Origin of the sequence: Methylobacterium sp. 2A, from assembly GCF_009806555.1 — a bacterium.
GTDB lineage: Bacteria > Pseudomonadota > Alphaproteobacteria > Rhizobiales > Beijerinckiaceae > Methylobacterium.
Genome location: NZ_VUOK01000052.1, coordinates 17,037 through 34,957 on the forward strand (window position 1 = coordinate 17,037; position 17,921 = coordinate 34,957).

The following is a 17,921-nucleotide window of genomic DNA, read 5'->3' on the forward strand; positions in this document are numbered from 1 at the left end:
CAGTCCAAGACGCCGCAAACGAAATCTGCTTCGGCTTGCGCCGCGAAAAGGTTAAAAGGCACGATCTAGAAAAACGCCACGCGAGCCAGAACCATGTCCGCATCCCCCGCCATCCAGACCGAGCCGCAGGACCTCGTGGCCCTGACCAAGGCCGCCGGCGAGAGCGCCAAGGCGCTGGCCGCCGAGGCCACGCGCCGGGTCCGCACGCGGATCCTCGGGACGGACGGGCGGATCGACGCGGCCAAGTTCGAGGGGCAGCAGCACGCCGCCCACGGCCTCGCGTGGCTCGCCACCTACGCGGAGGCGGTCCGCGAACTCGGCGGCTACGCCGAGCGCCTCCAGGCCGAAGGCCGGTTGGGCGAGACCGAGTCGCTCCTCGTGCGGATCGGCGCGGGCGAGTATCTCGACCAGCTCTTCTCCGGCATCCCGATGAGCCAGGGCGAGATGGTCCGCCTCACCGGGTCGCTCGGCCTCTCCGCCAAGGAGGTGGCCCAGTACCGCACTGAGGCGGTCGAGACCCTGATCGCCGAGGGCAACACGCCCGCGAACCGCGCCGCCCTGGTCGCCCGGATGCGCGACGGCAGCGGCTCGGCGACCGTCGGCGCCTCGGGCCTCGACGAGGACATGGAGGCGATCCGCTCCGAGATGCGCCGCTTCGGCAAGGCCGAGGTGGTCGATCAGGCGCACGCATGGCACCTGAACAACGCCTACATCCCGATGGAGATCGTGCAGAAGATGGCCGAACTCGGCGTCTTCGGCCTGACGATCCCCGAGGAATACGGCGGCATGGGCCTGCCCAAGACCGCCATGTGCGTGGTCTCGGAGGAATTGTCCCGGGCCTATATCGGCGTCGGGTCGCTGGGCACCCGCTCGGAGATCGCCGCGGAGCTGATCCTGTGCGGCGGCACCGAGGAACAGAAGCAGCGCTTCCTGCCGAGGATCGCCTCGGGCGACATCCTGCCGACCGCCGTCTTCACCGAGCCGAACACGGGATCGGATCTGGCCTCGCTCCGGACCCGGGCCGTCAAGGACGGCGACACATGGAAAATAACCGGCAACAAGACCTGGATCACCCATCCGGTCCGGGCCGACATCATGACGGTGCTGGTGCGCACCAAGCCCGAGGAGAAGGGCCACAAGGGCCTCTCCATGCTGATCGCCGAGAAGCCGCGCGGGACCGACGCGGATCCGTTCCCGGTCCAGGGCCTGTCGGGCGGCGAGATCGAGGTGCTCGGCTATCGCGGCATGAAGGAGTACGAGCTGGCCTTCGAGGGCTTCGAGGTGCCGGCCGCCAACCTCCTCGGCGAGGTCGAGGGCAAGGGATTCGCCCAGCTGATGCAGACCTTCGAATCGGCCCGCATCCAGACGGCGGCGCGCGCCATCGGCGTCGCCCAGTCGGCCCTCGATGTCGGCCTGCGCTACGCCGAGGAGCGGGTGCAGTTCGGCAAGGCGCTGGTCAACTTCCCGCGGGTGGCCGACAAGCTCGCCATGATGGCGGTGGAGATCAACATCGCCCGCCAGCTCACCTACTTCTCGGCCCGCGAGAAGGACGAGGGCAAGCGCTGCGACCTGGAAGCCGGGATGGCCAAGCTGCTCGGCGCCCGCGTCGCCTGGGCGGCGGCCGACAACGCCCTGCAGATCCACGGCGGCAACGGCTTCGCGCTGGAATACCCGGTCAGCCGGATCCTGTGCGACGCCCGCATCCTGTCGATCTTCGAGGGGGCGGCCGAGATCCAGGCCCAGGTGATCGCCCGCCGGCTGCTCGAAGCCGCGTGATCGGGCGGGCGGTTCACGGAGTGTGTATGAGCTTTCCCCTCCCCCTTGTGGGGAGGGGCTAGGGGTGGGGGTGGTGCAGAAGGCACCGCTCTGCCCTATCCTGCACCACCCCCACCTCCGGCTCCTCCCCACAAGGGGGAGGAGAGGGCGGTTCTCCGGTCGATAGGTGACTGGCTCAGCCTGCTGGTAGAGGCGGCCGCCTATTTGGTGATCTTCACCGAGACGGGATCGCTCGACGGGAAGGTCTCCTCCAGGGCGTCGTCCAGGCGCTCGTTGAGTTTCTCCTGCTTGTTGTCAGGGTGCTTGTCGTCGCCCGGCTTGGCGCTGCCCTGCTGGAAGCCCGGCTTGGTCTCGTTCCGCTTCTGCTCGTCGGCCATATCGCTCGCTCGTCCGTGACGGGGCACGCAAGGGTGCCGGTGCGGAACAACGCGAGGGACGGCGGGTGTTTCCGATTTTCCGCGGACGGACGGGCTCACCGTGCCGCGACCGTCTGCCCGGGGGCCGGCACCGCGACCGGCCCGCGCGCCCCGCGCATCACCGTCTCGTAGACCCGCGCCAGACGGTCGAGATGGGCGTCCAGGCTGAGCGGCGCCGCCCAATAGCGGTCGTAGGCGGCCCGGCCCATGCGGATGGCGAGACCGTTATCGGCGAGTCTGCGCAGATGCGCGGCCAGCGCCTCGGGATCGCCCGAGCGGAACCAGAATCCGGTCTCGCCGTCGATCACCGCCTCCCGGCCCGCGCAGGCATCGCTCACGATCACCGGTGCGCCGCAGGCCAGCGCCTCGTAGACGGTGAGCGGCTGGCCCTCGTACCAGACGCTCGGGAAGACCAGCGCCCTTGCCTGCCGCATCAGGTTCTGCACGGCGTCCGCCGCGCGCCAACCCAGCATGACGGCCTCCGGATAGCGTGAAGCGAGTTCGGCCCGCTCCGGGCCGTCACCGACAAACACAGCCCGCGCCCCCGCAAGCCGCGCCGCCTCGGCGAAGATCGGCGCGCCCTTCTCGGTCGAGATCCGCCCGACGAACAGGAAATCCCCCGGCGGCCCGCTCCGCAGCGGCGCCCGCGCCACCGCGATCGGGTTGTCGACCCGATGGAACACGGTTCCCGAAGGCATCAGCGGCCGCACCACGCGCTCCTGCAGGTCGCTGATCGTGACGACGTGGGAAAACAGCTCCGGCAGCCGGGCCACCTGCGCGAGCCCGACATGGCGGACCATCCGGGCGACCTTGCGCGGGTAGCTGCGCGCGTCGCAATTCGCCACGATGCAGGAGGCCGACATGGGCGTGCGGTGGCAGATCTTCTGCTCGGGGTAGGCGTAGAAGCCGCCGGTCGGGCAGACCAGGAAGAACTCGTGCATCGTGTAGAGGCAGGGCAGGCCCGAGGCCCGCAGAGCCGTGCCGATCGCGGGCGAGAGCGCCTTGGCGAAGGCGTGGACGTGAACCACGGTGTCACGCGGGTCGCAGGCGGCGAGTTCCCGGGCGAGCGCCCGGCTCGCCGCGCCGTTCCAGATCGCCTGCGCGGCGAAGGCCAGCTTGTTGCGCGCCGTGGCGATATCGTCCTGCCCCAGGCAGACGACCCGGATGCCGGCCGGTGCGAGCCGCGGATCCACCGGCCCGACGGCGGCGAACAGGCTCACCCGGACCCCGCGGGCGGCGAGCCCCAGGGCGGATTCGATCGCCACCTTGGCCTGGCCGCCGTTGATCGAGGCGTGGTCTGCGACGAGGGCGACGTGCACGATCGTGTTTCCGAGGCTCTCGTTCGGGACTGAGCGTTGTAACGACCCGCGGTTGATCCCCCGTAAACTGGTTTTTGCCATCATCCCGGCAGCAGCGACCGGGGTTTTCCATGCATGTCGTGATCCTGGCCGAGTTCGCGTCTGCCAGCGGCGGGGCCGAGAAGGTCGCGCTGGAATCGGCGCGGGGGCTCGCCGAGGCCGGCGTCTCGGTCACCTATCTCCAGGCGATCCCGGGCGCGGCCGACCCGCTGCTCGACCACGCCGATATCCGGCGGGTCGTGCTCGGGCTGCCGGACATCCGGTCGCTCGGCGGCGCGAAGGCGGCCGCCGCCGGGATCTGGCACGCGGCGGCCGCGCGCCGGCTCGCAGCGGCGCTCGCCGCGCTGCCGGAGCGGCCGGACTGCATCCACCTGCATCAATGGACCCGCGCCCTGTCGCCGGCCATCTTCCCGGTCCTGTCGGGCGCGGGCGTGCCCCTCGTGGTCACCCTGCACGACTACGCCCTGGCCTGCCCGAACGGGGTCTATTACCGCTTCGACCGGGCGGAGCCCTGCACCCTCGCGCCTCTCTCGGCGTCCTGCATCGCGGCGCCCTGCGATGCGCGCAGCCGCGCCCACAAGCTGGTGCGCGTCGCCCGGACAGTCGCTTTGCGGCAGGCGACGCGGGGGCGGCCGCTCCACGTCGTCCATGTCTGCGACGCCAGCCGGCGGCGGATGGGCGATCGTCTCGGCGGCACCACCGTCACCCACCATCGGATCGACAACCCGGTCCGGATCGCCGAGGGACCGGCCGCCGCGCCCGAGCACGGCGACGCGATCGCCTATGTCGGGCGCCTGACCCGCGAGAAGGGCGCCGACCTCGTGGCCGAGGCCGCCCGGGAGGCCGGGCTCCCCGCCCTGTTCATCGGCGCCGGCCCCCTGGAGGCGGAGCTGCGCGCCCGGGACGGCGTGGAGGTGATCGGTTGGCAGGCGCCCGAAGCGGTCTGGGAGATCCTGCGCCGCCGCGCCCGGGCGCTCGCCGCGCCGTCGCGCTGGTACGAGACCGGGCCGCTCACCGTCTACGAGGCGCTGGCGGCCGGGATTCCGGTGGTCGCCTCGGACCGGTCCGGGGCCGCCGAGAAGGTCCGGCACGGGCAGACCGGCTTTGTGGTCGCCCCGGAGGTCGGCCCTCTGGCGGCGGCGTTCACGGCCCTGCGGGACGAGGCCTGCGCCCGGACCCTCGGTGCGCAGGCCCGTGCGGATGCCCGCGCCGCGCCGATGACGCTGGCGACCCATGCGGCCGCCCTCCAACGGCTCTATGGCGGCCTCGTCGTGGATGGTTCTGGTGCAATGCAGCATTCTGCGTGGCCGGGCGCGCTGCGACAATCCTGAGGCGGCTCGATCGGTCGGGCCAACCAAGAATTCACGATCCGTTCTCGGCCTCTGGACAAGGGGAAGATTTCTTGTAAACGGGGGATCTGCCCGAAGTAGCAGTCCATCACGTCCCAATAAATGGCGAAGCTTGGCCGCCATTACGGTACATCAGCGCCGACCCGGTGCGATGACCTTCCGAGATCCTGGATCCGGAATTTTATCGACGGCCATCGGGGCCGCGCCGACCGCCCATTATGCACTTGACTTCTTGTTGCGGTGCAACATATAGGGGCGCGTCACGGCGGACGCAGCCGGCGTCCTGCTCCAAGGATGGCTCTGGAGACACAGATGCAGACCCCGAATTTCGAGATGCCGACCGAGATGCGCGACTTCGCCGAGAAGAGCGTCGATCAGGCCCGCAACGCCGTCGGCACCCTGATGGCCAATGCCGTCAAGGCCACCGAGCAGGTCCAGGCCTCGGGCCAGACCTTCCAGTCGACCTTCAGCGCGGTGATCGCGAAGGGGTTCGATCACGCCCAGGCCAACGCCAACGCGACCTTCGACTTCGCGCAGAAGCTCGTGCGCACCAAGGACCTGCGCGAGGCCTTCGAGCTGCAGTCCGAGTTCGTCCGCAGCCAGTTCGCCGCCTTCCAGGCCCAGGCCAAGGATTACGGCGCCCTCGCCCAGAACGCCGCCCGCTGAGGTCGGCCGAGTCGCCCTCGAACCCGATCGATCGGGGGCGCTCCCAAAGATCCGGGCGGCCGCTTCGGACCGGCCGGACCCCACGATTCGACGCCCGAGCGTCACAGGTCCGACCCTGACGGGGCCAGCCGACGGGACGCTGCGCCTGCGGGTCGCCTGAAGTGGACAGGAGGAGATCGCGCGATGGGAAAGCCGCGTCGGCCGAGAGGGACCGGTTCCAACGGGCAGCCGAAGCCGCCCCTGGCTCCGGAGATGCCCGCCCCGCTCGAATCCTTGCCCGAGACGCTGGCGGCCGCGTCGGATGTGTCGGTGGCGGCCCTGTCGCGCGCCGGCTTCGCGGAGGCCGAGCCGGTTCTGGCTTCGGCCCCGGAGATGGGCCTCGTCGCTCCGGCTGAGTCCCGAGTCGAGTCCCAAGTCGAGCCCCAAGTCGAGCCTCACGTCGCGCTCGAAGCCGATGCCCCTGACAGCGTTGCCCACGCGGTGCGTTTTCCCGAGGCGGATCGCGACGCGGAGGCCCATCAGGACATCCCCGATGAACCGCATGCGGCCGACCCCGCGGAACCGGAGACGGAACGCGACGCGGTCCCCCCGCCGGATCTCGTCCCCGCCCCGATGCCGCGCGCCGCTGGACCCTCGGCGCTGAACCGGATCGTGTTCGCGCCCGACCGCATCGACATGATCGAGATCGGCTCGACCATCGCCCGCTACATGCGGAGCGAGGGTGAGGCCGCCCTGGCCCATTTCCGGGCCCTGTCGGATGTCCGCACGCCCGCCGATCTGATCCGCCTGCAGGTCGGCGAGGTCCAGCGCGCCGCCGACGCCTCCCTGACCTGCTGGGTCACGGTGGTGGGCAAGGCGAGCCGCGTCGTGGCCTTCCGCTGAAGCCGGTTCGTCGCCCCGCGACGGCGTCGGCCTTCGGATCGGGGCGGTTGCGGCAACCGCCCGTTAACCCTATCGGTCCCATGCCGTGACGGAGGGCACGGGAAACCCAACCGCACCGATGCCGAGCTGCGCGCGCCTGATCCGTTCCGCCTGCCTCTGCCTCGCTCTGGCGCTCATGCCGGCGCTGGCGGGTCCGCCCGCGGCTGCGCAGACCGGCGACAAGCCCGCCATCGCCATCGGGGCCGATCTCGCCAGCCAGGGCGGCACGACGCGCCTGACCCTGACGCTGTCCCGGGCCGTGGAGGCGCGCGGCTTCGTCATGGAGCGGCCCGACCGGGCGGTGATCGACCTGCCCGAGGTCAATTTCCAGCTCGAATCCGGTACCGGCAGCCGCCGCGACGGCCTCGTGCAATCCTTCCGCTACGGCCTGTTCGCCCCCGGGCGCTCGCGCATCGTCATCGACCTCGCAAACCCCGCCACGGTGGGAAAGATCGAGACGACGACCCGGGCCAGGGACGGCGCCGTGCTACTCACGATCCCGCTCCAGCGCGCCGATCGCGAGGCGTTCCGCAAGGCGGCGGCCGCGGCCGATCCCGCCCCCGCCCAGGCCCGGGCCGCGGCGCCCGAGCCCGCCGACCACCGCCCGCTGATCATGGTCGATGCCGGCCATGGCGGCACCGATCCGGGCGCCATCGCGGTGGGGGGCGTGTTCGAGAAGGACATCGTGTTCGGCTTCGCTCAGGCGCTCGTCGAGAAGCTGGAGGCGGGGGGGCGCTACCGGGTCCGGATGACCCGCGACCGGGACGTGTTCGTGCCGCTCGCCGAGCGCGTCCGCCTCGCCCGGGAGGCCAAGGCCGACCTGTTCGTGTCGATCCACGCGGATTCGATCTCGGCGGCCCCGCAGGTGCGCGGCGCCACGATCTACACCAATGCCGAGAAGGCGACCGACCTCGAATCCGCCAAGCTCGCCGAGCGCGAGAACCGGGCCGATGCCGCCGCGGGCGTCGATGCCGCGGAGGCGCCTCCGGACATCGCCGACATCCTGCAGGAACTGACCCTGCGGGAGACCCGCGGCTTCTCCTCGGGCTTCGCCCGGACCCTGATGGGCCAGCTCAGCCCCGTGATGGAGATGAGCACGAAGCCCCATCGCGAGGCGCGCTTCGTGGTGCTGCGCTCCCCCGACGTGCCGAGCGTGCTGGTGGAACTGGGCTACCTGTCGAGCAAGCACGACCTGGAGATGCTGCAATCGCCGGAGTGGCGGGCCGGCGTCACCGGCTCCATGGCCAAGGCGATCGACCTGTTCTTCACCAATCGCGCCACCCTGGGACGACCCGCGATGACGCGTCGCGCGGCCGGCATCGCCCCAGTTTTACCATAGAGTAAGTGTGGATACGGGCCGTCCGAACGCCCGCTCGCAGCCGTCGAACCGGCCTTCCGAGGGGGCTTCACGGGACCATCCGGGGGCCGGCCGCGTCGTGAGCGGCGGTCACGCGCCGGGTGAGCCGATTCCGGCATGCGGCCGGACCAGCGACGAGCGGAACACCGGATGCGTCTGATCCTTCGTTTCTTCGGGATCCTGTTCAGCGCCGCCGCGGTGGTGTTCGTGCTCGCCGCCGGAGCGGGCGCCTACTTCTACTGGAAGTACAGCCAGGACCTGCCCGACCACGCGGCGCTCGCCAATTACGAGCCGCCGGTGATGACCCGCATCCACGCGGCCGACGGCTCGCTGCTCGCCGAATACGCCCGCGAGCGCCGGCTCTACCTGCCGATCCAGGCCATGCCGAAGATCGTGGTCGCCGCCTTCCTGTCGGCCGAGGACAAGAACTTCTACAAGCATGGCGGCATCGACCCCGAGGGGATCGTCCGCGCCGTGCTGACCAACGCCAAGAGCGGCAAGAAGCAGGGCGCCTCGACCATCACCCAGCAGGTCGCCAAGAACTTCTTGCTGTCCTCCGAGCAGACCTATGACCGCAAGATCAAGGAGGCGCTGCTGGCGCTGCGGATCGAGGCGGCCTACTCCAAGGACAAGATCCTGGAGCTCTACCTCAACGAGATCTTCTTGGGCACGATCGTCCCGGGCCGCAACCTGCACGGCGTGGCGGCGGCGGCGCTCGATTACTTCGGCAAGTCGGTCCACGAATTGACCATCAACGAGGCGGCCTACCTCGCCGCCCTGCCGAAGGGGCCGAACAACTACCACCCCTATCGCAAGACCCAGGCGGCCCTCGACCGCCGCAACGAGATCATCCGCCTGATGGCGGAGAACGGCTACATCACCAAGGAGGAGGCGGATTCCGCCAAGAAGATGCCGCTCGGCGTCAACCCGCGCGTCGCCTTCCCGAACGCCGCCAACGCCAACTACTTCACCGAGGAGGTCCGCCGCGAGATCTCCGAGCGCTACGGCGAGAAGAAGCTCTACGAGGGCGGCCTCTCGGTGCGCGCCACCCTCGATCCGAAGATGCAGGCCTGGGCCCGCAAGGCGCTGGTCGACGGCCTCGTGCGCTACGATCAGGCCCATGGCTGGCGCGGCCCCGTCACCAAGGTCGATCTGACCGGGCGCGACTGGGGCATGGCGGCCGCCGAGGTTCCGGCGCTCGGCGACGTGGCACCCTGGCGTCTCGCCGTGGTGCTGGGCAATGGCGGCGGCGGCGTCCAGATCGGGCTCCAGCCCAAGCGCGAAGCCTCCGGCCAGGTGGGCAAGGACCGGGAGACCGGCGTGATCACCCCCGAGGGGATGCGCTGGGCCGGCCGCGCGAACCTCCAGCCCGGCGACATGGTGTATGTCGAGGCGATCGAGGGCGGGAAGGGCCAGTTCCGGCTGCGCCAGAAGCCCGAGGTCTCCGGCGCCATCGTGGCCATGGACCCGAATACGGGCCGCGTCCACGCGATGGTGGGCGGCTTCTCGTACGACGAATCCGAGTTCAACCGCGCCACCCAGGCGATGCGCCAGCCCGGCTCGTCGTTCAAGCCGATCGTCTACTCGGCGGCGCTCGACAACGGCTACACCCCCGCCTCGATCGTGCAGGATTCGCCGATCACCATCGAGGCCGGCCCTGGCCAGGAGGCCTGGACGCCCTCGAACTACGACGGCAAGTCGGGCGGCCCGCACACCCTGCGCTACGGCATCGAGCACTCGAAGAACCTGATGACGGTCCGGCTCGCCAAGGATGTCGGCATGCCGCTCATCGCCGAGTATGCCCGCCGCTTCGGCGTCTACGACGATCTGCTGCCGGTGCTGCCGATGTCGCTCGGCGCCGGCGAGACCACGGTGATGCGCATGGTCACCGCCTATTCGATGCTGGCCAATGGCGGCCGGCGCATCCGGCCGACCCTGATCGACCGGATCCAGGACCGCACCGGCGAGACGATCTACCGGCACGACAACCGCAAATGCATCGGCTGCGACGCCGAGAAGTGGTCCGGCCAGGACGAGCCGAAGCTGGTGGACGATTCCGAGCAGGTGCTCGACCCGCTGACCGCCTACCAGATGGTGTCGATCATGGAGGGCGTGGTCCAGCGCGGCACCGCGACTCTGCTGAAGCAGATCGGCAAGCCGCTCGCCGGCAAGACCGGCACCACCAACGACGCCAAGGATGCGTGGTTCGTGGGCTTCTCGCCGGATCTGGCGGTCGGCATCTACGTCGGCTTCGACAAGCCGCGCTCGCTCGGCGACCGTGCCACCGGCGGCGGGATCGCGGCGCCGATCGCGCTGGAATTCCTCAAGACCGCCCTCAAGGACAAGCCGCCGACGCCGTTCCGCGTGCCGCCGGGGATCAAGCTGATCCGCATCAACCTCGCGAGCGGCACCCGCGCCGGTTCGAGCGAGGGGGCGGGGACGATCCTGGAAGCGTTCAAGCCCGGCACCGCGCCGCCGGATTCCTACGTGGCTCCGTCGGGTGGCGGCAATCAGGCCCCCGCGGCGGCAGCCGTGCCGGCCGATCCCGACCGGGCCGCGCAGGCGGGCGGGCTTTACTGAGCGGAGAGGCTGCGCCGCGCACTTTTGAGAAAGAGCCGGCGCCGCTTCTCTCCCTCGCCCGCAGAGGGCCTTTGGGATTCACCCATCGGGTCCGGGCTCAGTGTGCCGTCGCCAGGCTTGGCAATCCGGACGCGCCACGCGCCTTCCCTCCCCCGCAGAGGGGGGGAGGGAGAGGCGCGGAGCCGCCTGCGCCGCTCCGAAAGAGATGTGTGCATCCGGTAGCACCAAAGGGGGAGGGGGCCCGCGTATGATGATCGCCCACTCCCCGACCCAACAGAAAAAAGCCGCCCCGGAGGGAGCGGCTTCGAGGAGTCTTCAGGGAGGCATCAAACAGAGCGGACGAGATGTCCAGCTCGACATCCAGATCTCTGGATGCCTCTTTATGCCTCGGAAACCTTAATAGACAGTAAATACAAGTCTTCGTAAAAATTCACGCTGCCAGACTGTCGAACAATCCGCGCCCGTCGGTGCCGCCGATCAGATCCTCGACGAAGTTTTCCGGGTGCGGCATCATCCCGAGCACGGCCCGGTTCTCCGAGAGGACACCCGCGATCGCGTTGAGCGAGCCGTTGCGGTTGGCCTCCACGGTGATGGCCCCCTCAGCGTCGCAGTACCGGAAGGCCACCCGGCCCTCGCCCTCGATCCGCGCCAGGGTCTCGGGATCGGCGAAGTAGTTGCCCTCGCCGTGGGCGACGCAGACGTCGATGACCTGACCCGGCCGGTAGGCGCTGGTGAAGCGGGTATCGGTGCGCTCGACCCGGAGCGTCTGCCGGTGGCAGATGAAGCGCCGGTTCACGTTGCGCATCAGCACGCCCGGCAGCAGGCCGGATTCGCACAGGATCTGGAAGCCGTTGCAGATGCCGAGCACGAGGCCGCCGCGCGCCGCGTGGGCGCGCACCGCATCCATGGCGGCCGCCCGCCCGGCGATCGCCCCGCAGCGCAGGTAGTCGCCATACGAGAAGCCGCCCGGCAGGACGGCGAGGTCGGTGCCGGCCGGGAGTTCGTGGTCCGCGTGCCAGACGAGGCTCACCTGCGCGCCGGACCGGCGCAGGGCCCGGACGACATCGCTCTCGCGGTTCGAACCGGGGAAGACGATGACGGCGGCGCGCATCAGAGGATCTCGATCGCGTAGTTCTCGACCACCGTGTTGGCCAGGAGCTTCTCGCAGGCCGTGCGCAGGGTCGCCTCGGCGGCGCTGGCATCCGTGGCCGACACCTCGATGTCGAACACCTTGCCCTGCCGCACGCCCTCGACGCCCTGGATGGCGAGCGACTTGAGCGCGGCCTCGATCGCCTTGCCCTGCGGGTCCAGCACGCCGTTTTTCAGCGTGACGATGATACGGGCTTTCATGGATCTTCGGGTCTCACGCGTCGCAGGAACAGAAGACATCACCTGCGGCAACGTTTCACAGGATGCCGCGGATCTCTGTTAGCAGGAAGGCCGCCAGCCTGTCGAACGTTGGCCGCTTACCGGCGGGCCGCGGCAGGGCCCGCGCGCAGCGGCTCGATGCTGGTCGCCCGGCGCCAGAGCTGCAGCATGATCCAGACGGCGAACAGGCTGAACAGGCCCATCAGGACATGGCCGACCCGCTCTCCGAGATCGAACAGCCCGGCGAGGGCCCAACCGGCCGCGATGGCCACGGCGAACACCTCCGTGCCGACGAGGACCATCATGCTCACGATGGTGATGGCGTTGCGCCCGTTCACGCGATCGACCCCTGAAAACAAGACGGGTCTCGGACGGAACCGTCCGAGACCCGTGCAGCTAACCCACCGGGACCGGCCTGCGCAACCGATCCCAAAGATTTCGTCAGCGCGGCGCGCGCTTGGCCAGGATCCGCTGCAATGTCCGCCGGTGCATGTTCAGGCGCCGGGCCGTCTCGCTGACGTTGCGGCCGCACAGCTCGTAGACCCGCTGGATATGCTCCCAGCGGACCCGGTCGGCCGACATCGGATTCTCGGGCGGATCGGCCCGCTCGCCGGGCTGGGCCATCAGGGTGCCGTGGATCTCGTCGGCATCGGCGGGCTTGGCGAGATAGTCGAAGGCGCCGAGCTTCACCGCGGTGACCGCGGTCGCGATGTTGCCGTAACCGGTCAGGATCACGCCCCGGGCCTCGGGCCGGCGTTCCTTGAGGCGGGCGATCACGTCGAGGCCGTTGCCGTCGCCGAGGCGCATGTCGATCACCGCGAAGGCGGGCGCCCGCGCTTCGACGGCCGAGACGCCGTCCGCCACGCTGTCGGCCACCTGCACGTGGTAGCCGCGGCTTTCCATGGCGCGCGCCAGCCGCGTCGAGAAGGGCTTGTCGTCATCGACGATCAGCAGGCTGCGGTCGGAGAAGGCGGCCAGCGGATCGGATTCGCTGATCACGGCAGCGTCGGTCGCCGCCACGGTCCCGGGCTGCGTGAGCATCCGGCACTCCTTTCGGGTTTTCGTCGTCGGGTTCTTGGTCTGTCCTCATATAGGCACGGCATCGCGCGGTGGCAGGGGGTGCCGGATATTGAGTTCCGGCGAATGGCGCGGGACTGCCCCGCGCTCGAAGATGTGGCGCGCCCAGGACACGCGCACCACCGCCCCATGGGCCTCCGGACCGGGCATGTTCATCAGGACGAGCTGGGCGCCGGAGCGCTCGATCAGGGTCTTTGCGATGAACAGGCCGAGGCCAAGCCCCGCTCCCACGGTGCCGCCCGATTGCGGCCGGTCCTGGCTGCGGGTGGTGACGTAGGGCTCGCCGGCGCGCAACAGAACCTCGCTGGAGAAGCCCGGCCCGTCGTCGCGGATCTCGATCCAGACCCGCTCCTGGGTCCAGCGCCCCTCCACGGAGACCCGGGCCTCGGCGAAGTCCACGGCGTTGTCGAGGATGTTGGCGAGCCCGAACATCACCCCCGGGTTGCGGCGGCAGGCGGGCTCCGGCCCCTCTCCGAGGCTCGTGACGTCGAGGGTGGTGCCGAGCGCCCGCTGCGGCGCCACCAGCTCCTCCACGAGGTGGCTGAACGTGACCGTCTCCAGGAAGCCGGCGCCCGCGCCGTCGCCATCGAGGGAGGTCAGCTTGCCCAGGATGCCGCGGCAGCGGTCGACCTGCTCGCGCAGCAGGTTCAGATCCTCCGCCACATTGGGCGAGGCCGTGGGGCCGAGCTGGCGGATCAGCTCCTTGGTGACCACCATGATGGTGCCGAGCGGCGTGCCCAGTTCATGAGCGGCCGCCGCCGCCAGCCCGTCGAGCTGCGACAGGTGCTGTTCCCGGGCGAGCACGAGTTCGGTCGCCGCCAGCGCCTGGGCGAGGAGCCGCGTCTCCTCCGCCACCCGCCACGCGTAGACGCCCGTGAAGGCGGTGCCGAGCAGGATCGCGGTCCAGACCCCCGAGACGTAGAGGAACGGCAATTCGATCCGCCCGTCCGCGAACCAGGGCAGCGGCCGGTGGACCAGGGCCAGCAGGGTCGCAAGCCCCACCGCCAGGAGACCCAGCGCCAGCGTCCGCTCCGGCGGCAGCGCGGTCGCGGAGATCAGCACCGGGGCGAGGAACAGCAGCGAGAACGGGTTCTGCAGCCCGCCCGTGAGGAACAGCAGGGCGGCGAGCTGCACGATGTCGAAGGCCAGGAGCAGAGCCGCCGAATCGTCGCTCAGCCGGTAGCTCGCCGGGAAGCGGATCCGCAGCGCCAGGTTCAGCCAGGACGAGGTGGCGATCACCAGGAAGCACCAGCCGAAGGGCAGCGGCAGGCCGAGGCCGAACTGCGCCCCGACCACGGCGGCGCTCTGGCCGGTGATGGCGAGCCAGCGCAGGCGGACGAAGGTGTCGAGCCGCAGGTGTCGCGCGTCGCGGACGAGGCCGTTGAGTTCGGTGTCGGGCATGCGCTGCTTCGGTGGGGCGTCGGACGGACTGGGCCGGTACGAAAGTTTCGCCACGCCGGCGACGTTCAAGTCCGGCGATGTCGCGGATGCGGGAGGCCGGCAGCCATCCGGGCCGAATCGTCACAGGCGCCGTCGTCACAGGGAAATCGTCCCCCTGTGGCAATGTTCCATTATCGTTCAGGGTGGAACATTATCCTGCCGATTCGGGTTGCAGGGGGTTCCATCGCCGGCTGGCGGGGCGCGTCGCTGGCCGGATGACGACCCGCGAGGTAACGATGCTCCTGGCCTATTCGCTCTACGAGGGCGCCCGCGCCCTGATGACGCCGGCCCGGGTTGCAGCCGATCTCACGCGCTACGGCCTCCAGATTCCCGGCAATCCCCTGGCCTACGGGCCCTATGCCCGGGCGGTCAGCGCCGGCTGCGAGATGTTCGAGCGGGTCACCCGCCAGTACGGCAAGCCGGCCTTCGGCTTCACCGAGACGATCGTCGACGGCCAAGCGGTGCCGGTCAGCGAGCGGGTGGTGTGGGAGCGGCCGTTCTGCCGCCTGATCGCCTTCGACCGCGCCTTTCCGACGCCCCCCGCCGAGGCGCAGCCGAAGCTCCTGATCGTGGCGCCGATGTCGGGCCACTACGCGACGCTGCTGCGCGGCACCGTGGAGGCGATGCTGCCGAACCACCGGGTGTTCGTCACCGACTGGACCGACGCCCGGATGGTGCCGTTGCTCGCCGGGCGCTTCGACCTCGACGACTACATCGACTATCTCCAGGAGATCTTCGCGGTCCTGGGGCCGGATCTCCACGTCATGGCGGTGTGCCAGCCGGCGGTTCCGGTGATCGCCGCGGTGGCGCTGATGGAGGCCGCCGACGAGCCGGCCGTGCCGAGTTCCATGACCCTGATGGGCGGCCCGATCGACACGCGCCGCTCGCCCACCGCGGTGAACTGCCTCGCGCAGGAGCGCGGCCAGACATGGTTCGAGCAGAACACGATCAGCCTCGTGCCGCCGATCTATCCGGGGGCGTGGCGCCGGGTCTATCCGGGCTTCCTGCAGCTCTCGGGTTTCATGGCGATGAACCTCGACCGGCACGTCACCGCCCATACCGACATGTTCGACCATCTGGTGAAGGGCGACGGCGATTCGGCCGAGAAGCACCGGGATTTCTACGACGAATATCTCGCGGTGATGGACCTCACCGCCGAGTACTACCTGCAGACGGTGGAGACCGTGTTCGTGAACCACGCCCTGCCGCGGGGTGAGATGCAGCACCGGGGTGTTCCGGTCGATCTCGGGGCGATCCGCCGCTGCGCGATCCTGGCGGTCGAGGGCGAGAACGACGACATCTCCGGCGTCGGCCAGACCAAGGCGGCGCTCGACCTGACGCCGAACCTGCCGGAGGCACGCAAGGCCTATCACCTCCAGGCGGGGGTGGGGCATTACGGGGTGTTCAACGGCTCGCGCTACCGCACGGTGATCGCGCCGCGCATCGCGGCGTTCATCCGCGCCATGCAGGCGGTGCCGGCCGCGCGGGGCGGGCATCTGCGGCAGGTGGGCTGAGCGGGGCGCGTACCCTCCCTCCTCTGCGGGGGAGGGTGGCCCCTGCGCAGCAGGGGTCGGGAGAGGGGAACCCGGGTTCAGGAAGGGCGCGACCTTCATGACGTGCAGAGCCTCGTTCTGCACCGTCGCTCCCCTCTCCCGACCCCCTTCGGGGGCCACCCTCCCCCGCAAAGGGGGGAGGGAGACAACCGGCGGCGTTGCGACCTCGGTCACCGGACACCCCTCAACCCGTCACAGAACCCGCCGCGGATCGAGCGCGTCGCGCAGGCCGTCGCCGATGAAATTGATCGACAGCACCGTCAAGAAGATCGCGCCCCCCGGGAACAGCGCCCAGTGCGGCGCCACGTCGAGGTGGTCCTTGGCGTCGAACAGCAGCCGCCCCCAGGTCGGGATGTCGGGCGGGAAGCCGAGCCCCAGGAAGGACAGCGTCGATTCCGCGATGATCGCCGCCGAGACCTCGATGGAGGCCGCCACGATCACCGGTCCCAGCGCGTTCGGCAGGATGTGGCGGCGCACGAGGTGGCCGGTGGTCGCCCCCTGCGAACGGGCCGCCTCCACGAACTCCTTCTCGCGCAAGCTCAGGAACTGCGCCCGCACCAGCCGGGCGACCGGCATCCAGCGCAGGCCCCCGATCACCGCGACGATCATCAGGAACACGCCGCCCTGGCTGCCGAACACGGCCTTCAGGCTGTCGCGGAACAGGTAGATCACGAGGAGCAGCAGCGGCAGCTGCGGCAGCGACAGGAACAGGTCGGTCAGCCACATCAGCAGGGGGTCGAGGAACCGGCGCGACATCCCGGCCAGCGCCCCGACCAGAACCCCGATCAGGCTCGCCACCGCCATGGCGGCAAAACCCACGGCGAGCGAGATCCGGCCGCCATAGATCATCCGGGCGAGCAGATCCTGGCCGAGATCGTCGGTGCCGAACGGGTGATCCCAGGACGGGCCCTGGAGCTGGGCCGCGAAGTCGATGTCGTCGATGGCGACCGGCCAGAGCAGGCCGCCGAACACCACGCCGGCCACCAGCACGGCCAGCACCGCCACGCTCGCCAGCGCCAGCCGGTGCCGCCGGAAGCGCCGCCACGTCTCCCGCCCCGGCGAGGCCGGCGCGCGGGCGGGCACAATCGCCTCATCGGAGGGCGATGCGAGGGTCGAGCCAGCCATAGAGCAGGTCCGCGACGAGGTTGAACAGGATGACGAGGCCGGCGAACACGAAGGTCACCGCCATCACCACCGGCGTGTCGTTGGACAGCATCGCGTCGATCAGCAGCGAGCCGATGCCGGGAATCCGGAAGATCTGCTCGGTGACGATGGCGCCGCCGAACACGGCGGGGATCTGCAACGCCACCAGCGTCACGACCGGGATCAGGGCGTTGCGGGCGATGTGCCGGCGGGTCACCGTGCCCTCGCTGAGGCCCTTGGCGCGCGCCGTGGTGACGTAGTCGAGCCGGGCGACGTCCAGCGCCGAGGCGCGCACGTAGCGGGTGTAGGAGGCCGCCTGGAAGAAGCCCAAAACCGCCACCGGCATGATCGCCTGCCGGATGTTGGCCCAGAGCCAGGGCAGGCCGGAACCCGGCAGGTCGGCCTGATAGACGAAGGGCAGCCAGCCGAGCTTGATCGAGAACAGCAGGATGAACAGCAGGCCGGTGAAGAAGGTCGGCAGCGAGAAGCCCACGAAGGCCAGGGTATTGGCCACCTGGTCGGCGAGCGAGTAGGGCCGCCGCGCCGCGGTGAGGCCGACCGGGATCGCGATCAGCAGCGCCAGCACCTGCGAGGAGCCGACCACGAACAGGGTCGTCGGCAGCCGCTGCAGGATCAGGGTGTCGACGTTCACCCGGCTGGCGAAGGAGAAGCCCCAGTCGCCGTGCAGCATGGCGGTCAGCCAGTGCAGGTAGCGGGTGAGGATCGGGTCGTCGAGGCCGAACTTGACGCGCAACGCCGCCCGGACCTCGGGGGGCACGTTCGGGTTCGCGGCGAGTTCGCCGAACGGGTCGCCCGGCGCGAGCGCCAGGACGGTGAACAGGATCAGGCTGATGCCGAGCAGGCTCGGGATCGCGATCAGGAGCCGTCGCAGGATGTAGGCGCCCATCGGACGCTCC

The 17,921-nt window shown here is 70.0% G+C and carries 16 protein-coding genes; 7 read left to right on the forward strand and 9 right to left on the reverse strand.

Translation table 11 applies throughout. The features are described from left to right. Nucleotides 1-93: 93 nt before the first annotated feature. Entirely contained in the window at nucleotides 94-1,776 is a 1,683-nt protein-coding gene (locus FVE89_RS22900) for an acyl-CoA dehydrogenase family protein (protein ID WP_160536574.1), read from the forward strand. Between the two features lie 200 nt (nucleotides 1,777-1,976). Here FVE89_RS22900 and FVE89_RS30650 read toward each other — a convergent pair whose 3' ends face one another. After that, the gene (locus FVE89_RS30650) at nucleotides 1,977-2,153 is read right to left on the reverse strand and encodes a hypothetical protein (RefSeq protein ID WP_202131019.1); all 177 of its coding nucleotides are present in this window, start codon (nucleotides 2,151-2,153) and stop codon (nucleotides 1,977-1,979) included. Nucleotides 2,154-2,248: 95 nt separating this feature from the next. Beyond that, nucleotides 2,249-3,511, reverse strand: a complete 1,263-nt coding sequence (locus FVE89_RS22905) for a glycosyltransferase family 4 protein (RefSeq protein ID WP_160536575.1) — start codon at nucleotides 3,509-3,511, stop codon at nucleotides 2,249-2,251. A gap of 110 nt (nucleotides 3,512-3,621) precedes the next feature. On the opposite strand from FVE89_RS22905, the gene FVE89_RS22910 reads away from it, so the two are divergent. The 5 genes from FVE89_RS22910 (at nucleotide 3,622) to FVE89_RS22930 (ending at nucleotide 10,423) form a co-directional block, all read left to right on the forward strand. Beyond that, nucleotides 3,622-4,881, forward strand: coding sequence for a glycosyltransferase (locus FVE89_RS22910; protein WP_160536576.1), 1,260 nt, complete (start codon nucleotides 3,622-3,624; stop codon nucleotides 4,879-4,881). Between the two features lie 330 nt (nucleotides 4,882-5,211). Continuing rightward, complete coding sequence (locus FVE89_RS22915; protein WP_160536577.1) at nucleotides 5,212-5,565, forward strand: phasin; 354 nt, start codon at nucleotides 5,212-5,214, stop codon at nucleotides 5,563-5,565. Between the two features lie 183 nt (nucleotides 5,566-5,748). Next, on the forward strand, nucleotides 5,749-6,447 hold the full coding sequence (locus tag FVE89_RS31335; protein ID WP_246731141.1) for a hypothetical protein: 699 nt from the start codon (nucleotides 5,749-5,751) through the stop codon (nucleotides 6,445-6,447). 118 nt (nucleotides 6,448-6,565) lie between these two features. After that, a complete protein-coding gene (locus tag FVE89_RS22925; protein WP_160536578.1) occupies nucleotides 6,566-7,825 on the forward strand; it encodes an N-acetylmuramoyl-L-alanine amidase in 1,260 nt (419 codons plus the stop codon). Nucleotides 7,826-7,993: 168 nt separating this feature from the next. Then, complete coding sequence (locus FVE89_RS22930) at nucleotides 7,994-10,423, forward strand: penicillin-binding protein 1A (RefSeq protein ID WP_160536579.1); 2,430 nt, start codon at nucleotides 7,994-7,996, stop codon at nucleotides 10,421-10,423. 430 nt (nucleotides 10,424-10,853) lie between these two features. Here FVE89_RS22930 and purQ read toward each other — a convergent pair whose 3' ends face one another. From purQ to FVE89_RS22955, 5 genes are all read right to left on the reverse strand, one after another. Further along, on the reverse strand, nucleotides 10,854-11,534 hold the full coding sequence (gene purQ, locus FVE89_RS22935) for a phosphoribosylformylglycinamidine synthase subunit PurQ (protein ID WP_160536580.1): 681 nt from the start codon (nucleotides 11,532-11,534) through the stop codon (nucleotides 10,854-10,856). After that, a complete protein-coding gene (gene purS / locus FVE89_RS22940; protein ID WP_160536581.1) occupies nucleotides 11,534-11,773 on the reverse strand; it encodes a phosphoribosylformylglycinamidine synthase subunit PurS in 240 nt (79 codons plus the stop codon). Before purS ends, purQ begins: the two co-directional genes overlap by 1 nt. Nucleotides 11,774-11,889: 116 nt before the next feature. Beyond that, nucleotides 11,890-12,129: a hypothetical protein gene (locus FVE89_RS22945; RefSeq protein ID WP_160536582.1), complete on the reverse strand. Its 240-nt coding sequence runs from the start codon at nucleotides 12,127-12,129 to the stop codon at nucleotides 11,890-11,892. 103 nt (nucleotides 12,130-12,232) lie between these two features. Continuing rightward, nucleotides 12,233-12,832 carry an ActR/PrrA/RegA family redox response regulator transcription factor gene (locus tag FVE89_RS22950; RefSeq protein ID WP_160536583.1) on the reverse strand — a complete coding sequence of 200 codons (600 nt, stop codon included), beginning with the start codon at nucleotides 12,830-12,832 and terminating at the stop codon, nucleotides 12,233-12,235. Nucleotides 12,833-12,877: 45 nt separating this feature from the next. Further along, a complete protein-coding gene (locus FVE89_RS22955) occupies nucleotides 12,878-14,269 on the reverse strand; it encodes an ActS/PrrB/RegB family redox-sensitive histidine kinase (protein WP_160536584.1) in 1,392 nt (463 codons plus the stop codon). A gap of 275 nt (nucleotides 14,270-14,544) precedes the next feature. On the opposite strand from FVE89_RS22955, the gene phaZ reads away from it, so the two are divergent. Beyond that, complete coding sequence (gene phaZ / locus FVE89_RS22960; RefSeq protein WP_160536585.1) at nucleotides 14,545-15,822, forward strand: polyhydroxyalkanoate depolymerase; 1,278 nt, start codon at nucleotides 14,545-14,547, stop codon at nucleotides 15,820-15,822. 231 nt (nucleotides 15,823-16,053) lie between these two features. On the opposite strand, the gene FVE89_RS22965 is transcribed toward phaZ, so the two are convergent. Both FVE89_RS22965 and FVE89_RS22970 read right to left on the reverse strand, forming a co-directional pair. Further along, complete coding sequence (locus FVE89_RS22965; protein ID WP_160536586.1) at nucleotides 16,054-16,986, reverse strand: ABC transporter permease; 933 nt, start codon at nucleotides 16,984-16,986, stop codon at nucleotides 16,054-16,056. After that, on the reverse strand, nucleotides 16,952-17,911 hold the full coding sequence (locus FVE89_RS22970; protein WP_160536587.1) for an ABC transporter permease: 960 nt from the start codon (nucleotides 17,909-17,911) through the stop codon (nucleotides 16,952-16,954). Before FVE89_RS22970 ends, FVE89_RS22965 begins: the two co-directional genes overlap by 35 nt. Nucleotides 17,912-17,921 lie beyond the last annotated feature (10 nt).

Excerpts from the sequence above, each read along its gene's own strand:
- FVE89_RS22900 (WP_160536574.1), top strand. The coding sequence starts at position 94 with ATGTCCGCATCCCCCGCCATCCAGACCGAGCCGCAGGACCTCGTGGCC.
- FVE89_RS30650 (WP_202131019.1), bottom strand. The coding sequence starts at position 2,153 with ATGGCCGACGAGCAGAAGCGGAACGAGACCAAGCCGGGCTTCCAGCAG.
- FVE89_RS22910 (WP_160536576.1), top strand. The coding sequence starts at position 3,622 with ATGCATGTCGTGATCCTGGCCGAGTTCGCGTCTGCCAGCGGCGGGGCC.
- FVE89_RS22915 (WP_160536577.1), top strand. The coding sequence starts at position 5,212 with ATGCAGACCCCGAATTTCGAGATGCCGACCGAGATGCGCGACTTCGCC.
- FVE89_RS31335 (WP_246731141.1), top strand. The coding sequence starts at position 5,749 with ATGGGAAAGCCGCGTCGGCCGAGAGGGACCGGTTCCAACGGGCAGCCG.
- FVE89_RS22925 (WP_160536578.1), top strand. The coding sequence starts at position 6,566 with ATGCCGAGCTGCGCGCGCCTGATCCGTTCCGCCTGCCTCTGCCTCGCT.
- FVE89_RS22930 (WP_160536579.1), top strand. The coding sequence starts at position 7,994 with ATGCGTCTGATCCTTCGTTTCTTCGGGATCCTGTTCAGCGCCGCCGCG.
- purQ (WP_160536580.1), bottom strand. The coding sequence starts at position 11,534 with ATGCGCGCCGCCGTCATCGTCTTCCCCGGTTCGAACCGCGAGAGCGAT.
- purS (WP_160536581.1), bottom strand. The coding sequence starts at position 11,773 with ATGAAAGCCCGTATCATCGTCACGCTGAAAAACGGCGTGCTGGACCCG.
- FVE89_RS22950 (WP_160536583.1), bottom strand. The coding sequence starts at position 12,832 with ATGCTCACGCAGCCCGGGACCGTGGCGGCGACCGACGCTGCCGTGATC.
- FVE89_RS22955 (WP_160536584.1), bottom strand. The coding sequence starts at position 14,269 with ATGCCCGACACCGAACTCAACGGCCTCGTCCGCGACGCGCGACACCTG.
- phaZ (WP_160536585.1), top strand. The coding sequence starts at position 14,545 with ATGCTCCTGGCCTATTCGCTCTACGAGGGCGCCCGCGCCCTGATGACG.
- FVE89_RS22965 (WP_160536586.1), bottom strand. The coding sequence starts at position 16,986 with ATGGCTGGCTCGACCCTCGCATCGCCCTCCGATGAGGCGATTGTGCCC.
- FVE89_RS22970 (WP_160536587.1), bottom strand. The coding sequence starts at position 17,911 with ATGGGCGCCTACATCCTGCGACGGCTCCTGATCGCGATCCCGAGCCTG.